The 12,284-nt window shown below is 60.3% G+C and carries 13 protein-coding genes; 12 read left to right on the top strand and 1 reads right to left on the bottom strand.

The features are described from left to right. The first annotated feature begins 47 nt into the window (after positions 1–47). From IEQ42_RS01755 to IEQ42_RS01735, 5 genes are all read left to right on the top strand, one after another. Positions 48–926, top strand: coding sequence for an acyl-CoA dehydrogenase middle domain-containing protein (locus IEQ42_RS01755; RefSeq protein WP_210702365.1), 879 nt, complete (start codon positions 48–50; stop codon positions 924–926). A gap of 180 nt (positions 927–1,106) precedes the next feature. Next, positions 1,107–2,180 carry a serine hydrolase domain-containing protein gene (locus IEQ42_RS01750; RefSeq protein WP_210702364.1) on the top strand — a complete coding sequence of 358 codons (1,074 nt, stop codon included), beginning with the start codon at positions 1,107–1,109 and terminating at the stop codon, positions 2,178–2,180. Beyond that, entirely contained in the window at positions 2,177–2,473 is a 297-nt protein-coding gene (locus tag IEQ42_RS01745) for an amidase (RefSeq protein WP_210702363.1), read from the top strand. Before IEQ42_RS01750 ends, IEQ42_RS01745 begins: the two co-directional genes overlap by 4 nt. A 128-nt stretch (positions 2,474–2,601) precedes the next feature. Next, on the top strand, positions 2,602–3,192 hold the full coding sequence (locus IEQ42_RS01740; RefSeq protein ID WP_042558027.1) for a YceI family protein: 591 nt from the start codon (positions 2,602–2,604) through the stop codon (positions 3,190–3,192). Position 3,193: 1 nt separating this feature from the next. After that, positions 3,194–4,351: a phospholipase D-like domain-containing protein gene (locus IEQ42_RS01735; protein ID WP_210702362.1), complete on the top strand. Its 1,158-nt coding sequence runs from the start codon at positions 3,194–3,196 to the stop codon at positions 4,349–4,351. Between the two features lie 138 nt (positions 4,352–4,489). On the opposite strand, the gene bglX is transcribed toward IEQ42_RS01735, so the two are convergent. Further along, positions 4,490–6,781 (bottom strand): beta-glucosidase BglX, encoded by a 2,292-nt coding sequence (gene bglX, locus IEQ42_RS01730; RefSeq protein ID WP_210702361.1) that lies wholly within the window; start codon positions 6,779–6,781, stop codon positions 4,490–4,492. 260 nt (positions 6,782–7,041) lie between these two features. On the opposite strand from bglX, the gene IEQ42_RS01725 reads away from it, so the two are divergent. The 7 genes from IEQ42_RS01725 to IEQ42_RS01695 all read left to right on the top strand — a co-directional run bounded on the left by IEQ42_RS01725 (position 7,042) and on the right by IEQ42_RS01695 (position 12,231). After that, on the top strand, positions 7,042–7,650 hold the full coding sequence (locus IEQ42_RS01725) for a LemA family protein (protein WP_115147656.1): 609 nt from the start codon (positions 7,042–7,044) through the stop codon (positions 7,648–7,650). A 13-nt stretch (positions 7,651–7,663) separates the two neighbouring features. Next, positions 7,664–8,419 (top strand): TPM domain-containing protein, encoded by a 756-nt coding sequence (locus IEQ42_RS01720; RefSeq protein ID WP_210702360.1) that lies wholly within the window; start codon positions 7,664–7,666, stop codon positions 8,417–8,419. A gap of 33 nt (positions 8,420–8,452) precedes the next feature. Beyond that, positions 8,453–9,070: a TPM domain-containing protein gene (locus IEQ42_RS01715; protein WP_210702359.1), complete on the top strand. Its 618-nt coding sequence runs from the start codon at positions 8,453–8,455 to the stop codon at positions 9,068–9,070. Between the two features lie 370 nt (positions 9,071–9,440). Next, on the top strand, positions 9,441–10,664 hold the full coding sequence (locus IEQ42_RS01710) for a class I SAM-dependent methyltransferase (protein ID WP_210702358.1): 1,224 nt from the start codon (positions 9,441–9,443) through the stop codon (positions 10,662–10,664). Positions 10,665–10,793: 129 nt separating this feature from the next. Further along, on the top strand, positions 10,794–11,375 hold the full coding sequence (locus IEQ42_RS01705; RefSeq protein WP_150603088.1) for a DJ-1/PfpI family protein: 582 nt from the start codon (positions 10,794–10,796) through the stop codon (positions 11,373–11,375). Positions 11,376–11,388: 13 nt separating this feature from the next. After that, positions 11,389–11,694: a ribbon-helix-helix domain-containing protein gene (locus IEQ42_RS01700; protein WP_210702357.1), complete on the top strand. Its 306-nt coding sequence runs from the start codon at positions 11,389–11,391 to the stop codon at positions 11,692–11,694. Positions 11,695–11,886: 192 nt separating this feature from the next. Beyond that, on the top strand, positions 11,887–12,231 hold the full coding sequence (locus IEQ42_RS01695) for a YegP family protein (protein ID WP_042558035.1): 345 nt from the start codon (positions 11,887–11,889) through the stop codon (positions 12,229–12,231). The last annotated feature ends 53 nt before the right edge of the window (positions 12,232–12,284 follow it).

The raw sequence follows: 12,284 nt of genomic DNA, 5'->3' as shown, positions 1-12,284 counted from the left end.
CATGAACCTTTGGTGATGCTTATATGACAGCCCACAAGGAGCCTCTTATGCCCTGGCCAGATCTGTTGCAAAGCCGTGAACGATTGCCCGCCGTTGCTGACCTGGCCGAGGGTTTTGCGACGTTGTTGCAGCAGTTGGGCAACGTCACGCCGTTCGAATTGGCGGTGGCGGGCGGGCGGCGGATGGCGACGCCTGGGCTGGCGTTTCTGGTCGGTTATCAAGCGGCATTGCGCATGTTGTGGCCGAGCGCACCGCTGAGCCTCGGCGCGTTGTGTGCGACCGAACAGCGCAGCCTGCGTCCGGCCGACATGCAAACGCGGCTGACGGATTTACGCTTGAGTGGCGCCAAGGATTTCGTCACCGCCGGCGATGCGGCGGACTGGCTGCTGATCGCCGCACGCAGTGAAGAGGCCGGCGCAACGCCGCGCCTGAGTCTGGCAGTGGTGTATCCCGGTGAGCCCGGTGTGACGGTGGAAAAACTGCCGGCTCTGCCGTTGATGCCCGACATCAGCCATGGCCGGCTGCATCTCGATGGGGCTCTGTGCGAGTTGCTCGCGGGGGACGGCTGGGATGCTTATGTCAAACCGTTTCGCACGCTGGAAGATGTCTATGTGCTGAGCGCGATGACCGCCTGGTTGTACGGCGTCGGGCAGGACAGCGACTGGCCACAGACCCTGCAACTGCGCTTGCTGGCGCTGCTGGCCGGGTGTGCGGAGATGAGTCGACAGCCGCCGAACAATCCGGCGGGGCATGTGTTGCTCGGTGGTTTGTTTGCGCAGTTTGATGCGCTCAACACCGAGATTGACCAAGCGTTAAGCGAAGGTGATCCGCAATGGGCGCAGATGTGGCAGCGTGATCAGGCGGTGATGCAGTTGGCCGCCAACGCTAGAGCCAAGCGCCTGGCCAAGGCTTTGGCGGTGATCTGACGGGCCCCATCGCTGGCAAGCCAGCTCCCACAGGATTGTGTGATTGCCACAGATTGTCTGGACACCATTCACCCTGTGGGAGCTGGCTTGCCAGCGATGACGGCCTTATGAACAGCCAGGATCGCCAATTTGTCATGAGCCCCGACTACGCTCAGCAGGTTCTCCCCAAGAGCCCTCACCATGTTCAAAGGCCTGTCGCTGTTTCTGCTGCTGATCAGCTTCACCGTTCAGGCCGAATCATGGCCCGGCGAACAGTGGCCGGTTGGTCAGCAGATCACAGCGGTTGAGGATCTTCAGGCCTACGCCTTCCCACCCCGCGACGATGCCACTCGCCAGGGCATTCGCACCGATGCCCTGTTGATCATTCGCGATGGCCAGATCATCTACGAGCGCTACGCCGGCCCGACTAACGCACAAACCCCACACCTGACCTGGTCCATCAGCAAAAGTCTGATGGCCACCGTACTCGGCATTGCCTACGGTGAAGGCCTGTTCAAGCTCGATGATCCAGCCGTGAAGTTCTACCCGGCGCTGGAGAAACACCCGGCGATCACTATTGCCGATCTGCTGCATTGGGCCTCGGGCATCGACTGGCAGGAAGACTATGAATACGCCCCGCTGAAATCCTCGGTGGTGGCGATGCTCTACACCCGTGGTCACCAGGACATGGCGCGATTCACCGCCGATCACCACAGCTACGCCGTACCGGGGCAGGCATTCCGTTACTCCAGCGGTGACAGCAATCTGCTGGCGGCAGCTTTGAAATCCATCGTCGGCCCAAAGCGATATCCAGACTATCCGTGGACAGCACTGTTCGAACCGTTGGGCATCCGTCATGCCGTGTGGGAAACCGATGCCAACGGTACGTTCGTCGCATCGTCCTATGCCTACCTGACCGCGCGGGATCTGGCGCGTGTCGGTGTGTTGATGGCCCGCGACGGACGCTGGAATGATCGGCAATTGCTGCCCAAGGAATGGCTCACCTTCAACCTGCAACCTTTCGCCGGTTACGAGGCCCATCAGGATGAAGCCGTGCCCGGCGGCCACTGGTGGCTTAATCGCCCGGCGCAAGGCGCATCGTCACCGTGGGCCGATGCACCGCCCGATACCTTCGCCGCGCTGGGTCATTGGGGCCAGGCGCTGTACGTCATCCCCAGCGAAAAACTGGTGATCGTGCGCTACGCCGATGATCGCGACGGCAGCTACCGCCACAACGAACTGCTCAAGCGTGTGCTTGCGGCGGTGCGGCCATGAAGCGGTTCTTGCTGGTGTTGCTTGTCGTGCTGCTCGGCTGGATCGCCTATGAGCGCGAGAACCTCTGGGCCTTCCCGGACATCATCAGCGCCTACACAGCGAAGGAATATTGTTCGTGCCGCTACGTCATGAACAACGACGCCGAATATTGCCGCGGCTATGTGAAGCAGTGGCTGCCAACCAGCGGCTTCAGCGATGACGTCGATAGCAAAACCATCAGCGTCAGCGGCATGGGCCGCAGCAACAGCGCGCAATGGTTGAGTGAGCGCCAGGGCTGCCGCCTCAACCCCTGAACACACAATTGCCCTGCAAACGGAAAACCCTGGAGCTGCCGCAGGCTGCGATCTTTTGATCTTCGATTTGCAATAACGCCCCAGCCAGTTAATGTTCGGCTCAGGTTTATCGCCCCCACGAGTCCGCAATGTTCAACCGCTCCCTCTACAAAACCCTGTCCTGCCTGCTGCTGGCTGCCGCTGCGTTGCCGGCGCAGGCCAATTGGTACCTGGACGGCGAGTCGTCACGGCTGTCGTTTGTCAGCACGAAAAACGCCCACATCTCCGAAGTGCAGCGCTTTCTGGTGCTGCATGGCAAGGTCGATCCGAACGGTCGCGCCGAGGTCGAGGTCGAGATGGATTCGATCAACAGCGGCATCCCGCTGCGTGACGAGCGCATGCGCAAGGAGCTGTTCCAGATCGAGCAATTCCCCGACGCGACCATCACCACCCAGATCGACCTGCGCCCGATCAACGATCTGGCCCCCGGTGCGCAACTGGAGTTGCGTCTGCCGCTGACCGTCACTCTGCATGGCAAGCAACACGAGTACCCGGCCGAGCTGCTGGCAACGCGTCTTGATGATCGACGCTTCCAGGTGGTTACACTGGAGCCAGTGGTGATCAACGCCGAGGATTTCGATCTTGCCCCAGGGCTGGAAAGCCTGCGTAAATTGGCCGATTTGTCGGCCATCAGTCTGTCGGTGCCGGTGGGTGCGGTATTGATTTTTACGGCGCGCTGACATGCGCGGTGCGATCTTCCCTTGGCGTGACGGCAACCGTTTCGAGCTGTTGATCGACGGCCCGCAATTCTTCCCGCGCATGCTTGAGCAGATTGCCGGCGCCCAGGAGCAGATCGAACTTGAGCTGTACCTCGTCGAGGCTGGCGCCTGTGCCGAAACCATCGTCCAAGCGCTGGTGCTGGCCGCCGAACGGGGTGTGCACGTGCGCTGCCTGTTCGACGACTACGGCAGCCTCGCGTTTACCCTGAGCCTGCGTAAACGCTTGACCGACGCGGGGGTTGAGCTGCGCTTCTACAATCGCCTGCACTGGCGGCGCTGGGTCGGCAATTTCTATCGTGACCACCGCAAACTGCTGCTGGTTGATCAGCGGCTGGCGGTGGTCGGCGGCACGGGCGTCACCGATGAGTTCTGGACCCCGGGGCACGACACCAGCGAGTGGCACGAAGTGATGGTGGAAATCAGCGGCCCGCTGGTGCTCGACTGGCAGCTATTGTTCGACCGCCAGTGGATCGCCAACCGCCATCGCCGTGCCTGGAAGCCATCCGCGCGTGTCGGCTTGCCGCGTCTGCCCAAGGTGCCGGACATGGGCGAGGGCATGGGCCGCGTGGCTTACGCCGACGCCCGCCAGCACCGCGACATTCTGCAATCACTGTTTCGGGCGCTGAACAGCGGGCAAAAACGTATCTGGATGGCCACGCCGTACTTCCTGCCGACCTGGAAAATCCGCCGCTCGCTGCGCAAGGCCGCCGACCGAGGTGTCGACGTGCGCCTGCTGTTGACCGGGCCGCGCACCGATCACCCGTCCGTGCGCTACGCCGGGCATCGCTACTACCCGCGACTGCTCAAGGCCGGCGTGCAGATCTACGAATACCAGCCGTGCTTCCTGCACCTGAAAATGGTGCTGGTGGACGATTGGGTGAGCATCGGTTCGTGCAACTTCGATCACTGGAATTTGCGCTTCAATCTGGAGGCGAATCTTGAGGCGCTCGATCCGTCGTTGACGGCAGCGGTGGTGGCGAGTTTCGACAAGGATTTCGGCTTGAGTCAGCGGGTGAGTCTGGAGGAGTGGCAGAGGCGGCCGTTGTGGCGGCGGGTGAAACAGAGGGTTTGGGGCTGGGTGGATCGAGTGGTGGTTAACATCCTCGACCGTCGCGGGTAAACCGATTTTGAATACACCCTAAATCCAATATGGGAGCGAGCCTGCTCGCGAAGGCGGTGTGTCAGTCAGCAATTGTTTATCTGAATGACCGCTTTCGCGAGCAGGCTCGCTCCCACAGGGTTTGCGGTGTGCTTGCAGTTACAGCAACTCAAAGCTCTGCTGCGTCACATCCTGCGAATCCAGACCGATCTGCACGTTGAACTTGCCGGGCTCGGCCGCGTACTTGAGTTGGGCGTTGTAGAACTTCAGCTCCTCCTCGGTGATGGTGAAGTGCACGACTTTCTGTTCGCCGGCCTTGAGCATGATTTTCTGGAAGTTCTTCAGTTCTTTCACCGGGCGAATCATCGAACCGGTGACGTCCTGAATGTACAGCTGCACCACGGTTTCGCCGTCACGCTTGCCGGTGTTCTTCACCATCACACTGGCGTCGAGCTTGCCGCTGGCGTTCAGGGTGGTCGAGGACAGCGCCATGTCGCTCAGGCTGAAATCGGTGTAGCTCAAACCGTAACCGAACGGGAACAGCGGGCCCGTCGTGTCATCGAAATACTGCGAGGTGTAGTTGCCCGGTTTGCCCGGTGTGAACGGCCGGCCAATGCTCAGATGGTTGTAGTAGGTCGGAATCTGCCCAACGGAGCGAGGGAAGGTCACCGGCAGTTTGCCCGACGGGTTGTAGTCGCCGAACAGCACGTCAGCGATGGCGTTGCCGCCCTCGGTGCCGCTGAACCAGGTTTCCAGAATCGCATCGGCCGACTGGTTCTCTTCGAGAATGGTCAGTGGGCGGCCGTTCATCAAGACCAGCACCAACGGCTTGCCGGTGGCTTTCAGCGCGCGGATCAGCTCGCGCTGTGTTTGCGGGATGTTCAGGTCGGTGCGGCTGGAAGACTCGTGGGACATGCCACGGGACTCGCCTACGGCTGCGACGATCACGTCGGCATCCTTGGCGGCTTTTACCGCTTCATCGATCAGCACGTTGGCCGGGCGCGGATCATCAACCACTTCCGGCGCATCGAAGTTGAGGAAGTTCAGGTAATCGAGCACCTTCTTGTCGCTGGTGATGTTCGCGCCACGGGCGTAAATCAGGTTCGATTTGTCGCCGATAAGTGCGTTCATTCCGTCGAACAGGGTCACCGATTGCGCCGGACGACCGGCGGCAGCCCAACTGCCCATCATGTCGATCGGCGCCTTGGCCAGCGGGCCGACCAGCGCGATTTTTGCAGTCTTCTTCAGTGGCAGGGTTTCGTTCTGGTTCTTCAGCAGCACCAGGCTGCGACGCGCGACGTCACGGGCCTCGGCGCGATGCAGGCGGCTTTCGGCGTAGGTGTCGGCCGGATCATCTTCAGCCTTGCCGATGCGCAGGTACGGGTCCTTGAACAGGCCCATGTCGTACTTGGCCGCAAGGACTTCACGCACAGCGTTGTCGATGTGTTTCTGTTCGATCTCGCCGGATTTGAGCAGCCCTGGCAGCTCCTTGCCGTACAGGGTGTCGTTCATGCTCATGTCGATGCCGGCCTTGATCGCCAGTTTCGCCGCTTCACGACCGTCGCGCGCCACACCGTGCTTGATCAGTTCAAAGATCGCGCCATGGTCACTGACCGCCAGGCCCTTGAAGCCCCAATCCCTGCGCAACAGATCGTTCATCAGCCACGTGTCAGCGGTGGCCGGAATGCCGTTGATCGAGTTCAGCGCCACCATCACGCCACCGGCGCCGGCATCGATCGCGGCGCGGTACGGCGGCAGATAATCCTGGTACATCTTCACCGGGCTCATGTCGACGGTGTTGTAGTCGCGACCGCCCTCGACCGCGCCGTACAAGGCAAAGTGCTTGACGCTGGCCATGATGCTGTCGGCCGTGTTCGGGGCATCGCCCTGATAGGCCTTGACCATGACTCGGGCAATGCGCGAAGTGAGGTAGGTGTCTTCACCGAAACCTTCGGAACTACGGCCCCAGCGCGGGTCGCGGGAGATGTCGACCATCGGCGCGAAGGTAATGTCGAGGCTGTCGGCAGCGGCCTCTTTGGCGGCAACACGCCCGGAGCGACCGATGGCGTCCATGTCCCAGCTCGAGGCGAGGGCCAGCGGAATCGGGAAAATCGTACGGTGGCCGTGGATCACGTCGTACGCGAAAAACATCGGAATCTTCAGGCGACTGCGCATGGCAGCGTCCTGCATCGGACGGTTTTCCGCGCGGGTGATCGAGTTGAACGTGCCGCCGATGTTGCCGGTGGCGATCTCCTTGCGGATCAGCTCGCGGGGCATTTCCGGGCCGATGCTGATCAGGCGCAACTGGCCGATCTTTTCGTCGAGGGTCATTTGCTTCATCAGGTTGCTGATGAAGGCGTCCTTGTTTTCCAGAGGAACCGAGGTCTCAGCGGCCAATACTTGATGACTGGCCAGACTGATGAACAGGCCCAGCAAACACAGCTTCTTCATGAATATTTTTCTCAAGGGCAAAAACGGCAATGCAATGCCGGCCAGCCAAAATTTAGGGAGCGACTATTGTTGTTCGGGTGCGGGCGCAAAAACGCCAAGCCAAAAAAACACCGTTGACCGCAGGCAGCTCGACCGCGCAGGCACTTTTTAGCCCATTGACCGGTCGCAATCCAGTGGCGCGGCCGATTATGCCCCAACCACCGGCTGAGAAGGTTTCGCGCTCGGCTTTTTAATGAAATGTGTCAGGGAGCATCACTGCAATGAATGTAAGTCCAACCTATCGCTCGCGTTTGCAGGTCGCCACGTTGTTGATGCTGGCGACGTTGCTGACCGCGTGCGGCATCAACAACATCCCGACCCTCGACGAACAGGCCAAGGCCGCGTGGGGGCAGGTGCAGAACCAGTACCAGCGCCGCGCCGACCTGATTCCCAATCTGGTGGAAACGGTGAAGGGCTACGCCGCCCACGAAAAGGAAACCCTGACCGCAGTGATCGAAGCCCGTGCGAAAGCCACGTCGATTCAGGTTGATGCCAGTACCCTCGACAATCCCGAGAAGCTCAAGCAGTACCAGCAGGCGCAGGATCAGTTGAGCGGCGCATTGAGCCGTTTGATGGTGGTGTCCGAGCGTTATCCGGATCTGAAGGCCAATCAGAACTTTCTCGCCCTGCAATCGCAGCTCGAAGGCACCGAAAACCGCATCGCCGTGGCGCGACGCGATTTCATTCTGGCGGTGCAGAAGTACAACACCGAGATCCGCACTTTTCCCGGTCGGCTCTGGCACAGCGTGATGTACAGCGACCTGCCGATGCGTGAAACCTTCGAAGCCACCACGCCCGGTGCGGAAAAGGCCCCGGAAGTGAAGTTCTGATTCGAGGTTGCCCATGCGTGTGTTGAAAATAGGTCTGGTGCTGATGTTGTGGATGTTCGCCGTCAGCGCCCGGGCCGAGTTGACGTTCCCGGCGCTGAGCGGGCGCGTGGTGGACGAGGCGCAGATGATCGAGCCATCGATGCGCGCGCAATTGAGCCAACAGTTGCAGGCCCACGAACAGGCCAGCGGAGAGCAATTGGTCGTGGTCACGCTGCCCGATCTGCAAGGCACCACCATCGAGGATTATGGCGTCCAGCTTGGTCGTCATTGGGCCATTGGGCAAAAGGACAAAAACAACGGCGCGCTGCTGATCGTTGCCCGTGACGAGCGCAAGTTGCGTATCGAAGTCGGTTATGGCCTGGAAGACCGGCTGACCGATGCGCAAACCTCGGTGATCATCCATCAAGTCATCACGCCCGCGTTCAAGGCCGGCAATTTCAGCAAAGGCATCAGCGACGGCGTGGCGGCGATGCTGGTTGTGCTGGGCGGCAATCCGCTGGACGAGCCGTCGACGGTGTATGAGTCCAGCGGGGACCCGCAGAGCGATTTCATCTCGCGCCATCCGACGTTGTTCGTTTTTCTGGTGATGTTGTTCATCCTGACGGTGTTTGTCTGCCAGATGCTCGGTATCCTGCCGACCGGCCGTGGCGGCTCCGGTGGCGGCGGAGGTTTTGGCGGTGGCGGCGGATTTGGTGGCGGCGGTGGCGGTGGGGGCTTCAGCGGCGGCGGGGGCAGTTTCGGCGGCGGTGGTTCGTCCGGCGGCTGGTGACATTAAAAGAATAATGAGCAGGCACTTTTTGACATGGCATTACTGACTGAACACGAACAACGCAAAGTCGCCGAGGCGATCGCACGGGTCGAGCGCGACACCGATGCCGAACTGGTGACAGTGCTGGCGGCTCGCGCCGATGACTACGCATACATCCCGCTGCTGTGGGCCAGCCTGCTGGCGCTGGTGGTGCCGGGCGTCGTGCATTATCTGACCGGCTGGCTGACCCTGCGCAGCCTGTTGCTGGTGCAGTGGGGCCTGTTCATTGTGCTGTGCCTGCTGTTTCGCCTGCCGAAGATCACCACACATCTGGTGCCACGCCGTGTACGCCACTGGCGCGCATCGAACCTGGCGCGGCGACAGTTTCTCGAACAGAACCTGCATCACACCGTGGGCAGCACCGGCGTGCTGATTTTCGTCTGTGAGGCCGAGCGCTATGTGGAGATTCTGGTGGATGAGGGGATCTCGAAGCGGTTGGGCAATGACAGCTGGGATGTGATTGTCGCCGCGTTTACCGAGCAGGTACGGCAGGGGCGCACGCTTGAGGGGTTTGTGACCTGCATCGAGGCGTGTGGGGAATTGCTCAAGGTGCATGTGCCGGTGACGCAGGTGCGCAATGAGTTGCCGAACCGGTTGGTGGTGTTGGCCTGACAAGTTTGATGACTTGAGATCCAGACCCTCACCCCAGCCCTCTCCCGGAGGGAGAGGGGGCCGACCGAGGTGTCTGCCGCTGTCCATCGACCTGAAAGATCGCGTCGATTATGGATTCAGAATCGAGGAAAAACCCCGTCGATTGTGGATTCACTGCCAAGCAAGAATCGGGTCGATCATGGATTCAGCGCCAGTCTTTCAAGTCGGTGAGTTCCTCAAATATCCCCCAATCGGTCCCCTCTACCTCTGGGAGAGGGCCAGGGTGAGGGCCTCATTTAAAACCGTTCGGTAAATAAGAGCGTGTCCCCGACCCCCATCCCCCCTAAAATACCCGCCATTCCCGATTCGCCCCGCCCGAGGCCGCTTGTTCATGTCCGTTACCGCCCCCTCCGCGCCATCAGCCAAACCCGCGCCGGACCACCACGCCCAGTTCATCGAGTTGCTGCAAACCAGCCTCGAGCAGAACGGTTTCATCAAACTGGTGCTGGCCAAATACGTCGGTGAAGAAGCGGACTTGCAGCGCGTCATCATCAAACCGGTGACCGTCAAGGCTCAGCCCTGCCTGTCGTTCGTGTATCGCTACAAAACCCGCGACATCACCAAGAACCTGCCATTGAGCGAAGGCGTTGCGAGCATTGCCGCCCTGCTGCCAGCCTCGTTCAAAAATGCGCACTTGCTGACGCTGACTGACGAAGCTCAGCTCGAATACAGCAAAAAGGGCAAGAGTTCGCTGTTCAAGAGCCAACCCCAGCAATTGCGTGAGGCACCGTCGGCCGAGCACAACCGCGAGAAAAACCGTTTTCTGGACCTGAACCGGCCGTTTCTCAGGGACCTGGGCGTGACCAACGCCCAGCACGAGCTGATCCCGGCGATGTCGCGCAAGTGGAAGCAGATCAACAAGTTCATCGAAGTCTTCAGCCATGCCCTGACATCGTCACCGCTGGCGCTGGACAAACCGGTGCGGGTCGCGGATTTCGGTTCGGGCAAGGGCTACCTGACGTTCGCCATCCACGACTACCTGCGCAATACCTTGAAAGCCGAGGGCGAAGTCACGGGCGTCGAGTTGCGTGAAGAAATGGTCAGCCTGTGCAACGCCGCGGCGGCCAAACTGGATCATCCGGGGCTGGTGTTCAAATGCGGTGACGTGCGCAGCGTGGCGCCGAGCGAACTGGACGTGATGATCGCCCTGCATGCCTGCGATATTGCCACTGACTACGCGATCCACACCGGCATCCGTTCGGGCGCGTCGATCATCATGTGCTCGCCGTGCTGCCACAAACAGATCCGCCTGCAGATCCAGAGCCCGGCGCTGCTCAAGCCGATGCTGCAATACGGTTTGCACCTCGGTCAGCAGGCGGAAATGGTCACTGACAGCCTGCGCGCGCTGTTCCTGGAAGCCTGTGGTTACGAGACCAAAGTGTTCGAGTTCATCTCGCTGGATCACACCAACAAGAACAAGATGATTCTGGCTGTGAAACGCGCAGAGCCGGTGGATCCGGCTCAGATGCTGGTGAAAATCCAGGAGTTGAAGGCGTTCTACCACATCAGCGAGCACTGCCTGGAAACGCTCCTGAAGGCTGACGGCTTTCTCTGATTCTGTGGGAGCGAGCCTGCTCGCGAAGAACGATTACGCGGTCTTGCAGGTAGTAGCCGGTTGTTACCTCAGCCTTCGGATAAGGTCTACCCTGAATACTCCCAAGCATTTCCCAGAGGAGTCCTCACCATGGCCGCGAAAAAAATCCTGATGCTGGTCGGCGATTACGTCGAAGACTACGAAGTGATGGTGCCATTCCAGGCCCTGCAAATGGTCGGGCACACCGTCCATGCGGTCTGCCCGGACAAAGCCGCAGGCCAGACCGTGCGCACCGCGATCCATGACTTCGAAGGTGACCAGACCTACAGCGAAAAACCCGGTCACCTGTTCGCGCTGAATTTCGATTTCGCCAGTGCCAGTGAGGCCGATTACGACGCGCTGGTGATCCCTGGCGGTCGGGCTCCGGAATACCTGCGTCTGAACGAAAAAGTCCTGGATCTGGTGCGTGCCTTCGACAAGTCCGGCAAACCGATTGCAGCGGTGTGCCACGGCGCGCAGCTGCTGGCAGCGGCGGGCATTCTTGAAGGTCGCGAGTGCAGCGCCTATCCGGCCTGCGCGCCTGAAGTGCGACTGGCGGGCGGCACGTACATCGACATTCCGGTGACGGACGGCCACGTTCAAGGCAATCTGGCGACTGCTCCAGCCTGGCCGGCGCATCCGAACTGGCTGGCCGGTTTCCTCGGTTTGCTGGGCACCCAAATCACCCTGTAACGAGGTTTCGTCCATGTGCGAGCTCTACGTCAAGGCCGACCCGATCCTCTATGAATCGCGCTCTCGCTCGCTGCGTATCTGCGGGGTGGTGACGACGTTGCGCCTGGAGAATCAGTTCTGGGACATCCTCGGCGAAATCGCCGAGATCGACGGCATGACCACCAATCAACTGATCGCTAAGCTGTATGAAGAGGTGATGGATTACCGCGGTGAGGTGGTCAATTTTGCTTCGTTCTTGCGGGTGAGTTGCACGCGGTATCTGAGTCAGCGGCGGGTGGATTCGCCGCCATTGTCGGTGGTGCGGGCGGTGGCGAAATAACCCATACCGAGTCGCCGCCAGCGCTGGCAGGCCAGCTCCCACAGGTTCTGTGTGCGGTACAAGGATTTTGTGAACGACCCGGACTCTGTGGGAGCTGGCTTGCCAGCGATGGCGTCAGTACAGGCGACAGAAGCTTGAGGTTGGTCTTTACTCTGAAGCGCGAAACCTCTCAACCGCCAAGGAGAAACGAGCATGTCCGGATGGTACGAAGTGAGTAAAAGCAGCAACGGCCAGTTCAGGTTTGTACTCAAGGCTGCCAACGCCGAAACTATTCTCACCAGCGAGCTCTACACCACCCGCGCAGCAGCCGACGGCGGCATTGCGTCGGTGCAGACCAACAGTCCGCTGGATGAGCGCTATGAGAAAAAGTCCACCAAGGATGGTCATCCGTATTTCAATCTAAAAGCGGCCAATCATCAGGTCATCGGCAGCAGCGAGGCCTACTCCTCGGATGCGGCGTGTGACAAGGGCATCGCCAGCGTCAAGGCCAATGGCCCGACGAAGACCATCAAGGACAAGACCCTGCCGGTCCTCTGATTCCACTTTCCAACCCAATACAAATCCCTGTGGGAGCTGGCAAGCCAGCTCCC

The sequence above is a fragment of the Pseudomonas iridis genome, assembly GCF_017980685.1.
In the GTDB taxonomy this organism is placed as follows: Bacteria; Pseudomonadota; Gammaproteobacteria; order Pseudomonadales; family Pseudomonadaceae; genus Aquipseudomonas; species Aquipseudomonas iridis.
Note: the sequence above shows the minus strand (reverse complement) of the source record. Positions and strands in the feature narration are given on the sequence as shown.

What these genes read in the sequence shown, in the direction of transcription:
- IEQ42_RS01725 (WP_115147656.1), top strand. Translation starts at nt 7,042, where the DNA reads ATGAATGTAAGTCCAACCTATCGCTCGCGTTTGCAGGTCGCCACGTTG.
- bglX (WP_210702361.1), bottom strand. Translation starts at nt 6,781, where the DNA reads ATGAAGAAGCTGTGTTTGCTGGGCCTGTTCATCAGTCTGGCCAGTCAT.
- IEQ42_RS01710 (WP_210702358.1), top strand. Translation starts at nt 9,441, where the DNA reads ATGTCCGTTACCGCCCCCTCCGCGCCATCAGCCAAACCCGCGCCGGAC.
- IEQ42_RS01700 (WP_210702357.1), top strand. Translation starts at nt 11,389, where the DNA reads ATGTGCGAGCTCTACGTCAAGGCCGACCCGATCCTCTATGAATCGCGC.
- IEQ42_RS01745 (WP_210702363.1), top strand. Translation starts at nt 2,177, where the DNA reads ATGAAGCGGTTCTTGCTGGTGTTGCTTGTCGTGCTGCTCGGCTGGATC.
- IEQ42_RS01705 (WP_150603088.1), top strand. Translation starts at nt 10,794, where the DNA reads ATGGCCGCGAAAAAAATCCTGATGCTGGTCGGCGATTACGTCGAAGAC.
- IEQ42_RS01720 (WP_210702360.1), top strand. Translation starts at nt 7,664, where the DNA reads ATGCGTGTGTTGAAAATAGGTCTGGTGCTGATGTTGTGGATGTTCGCC.
- IEQ42_RS01755 (WP_210702365.1), top strand. Translation starts at nt 48, where the DNA reads ATGCCCTGGCCAGATCTGTTGCAAAGCCGTGAACGATTGCCCGCCGTT.
- IEQ42_RS01715 (WP_210702359.1), top strand. Translation starts at nt 8,453, where the DNA reads ATGGCATTACTGACTGAACACGAACAACGCAAAGTCGCCGAGGCGATC.
- IEQ42_RS01735 (WP_210702362.1), top strand. Translation starts at nt 3,194, where the DNA reads ATGCGCGGTGCGATCTTCCCTTGGCGTGACGGCAACCGTTTCGAGCTG.
- IEQ42_RS01695 (WP_042558035.1), top strand. Translation starts at nt 11,887, where the DNA reads ATGTCCGGATGGTACGAAGTGAGTAAAAGCAGCAACGGCCAGTTCAGG.
- IEQ42_RS01750 (WP_210702364.1), top strand. Translation starts at nt 1,107, where the DNA reads ATGTTCAAAGGCCTGTCGCTGTTTCTGCTGCTGATCAGCTTCACCGTT.
- IEQ42_RS01740 (WP_042558027.1), top strand. Translation starts at nt 2,602, where the DNA reads ATGTTCAACCGCTCCCTCTACAAAACCCTGTCCTGCCTGCTGCTGGCT.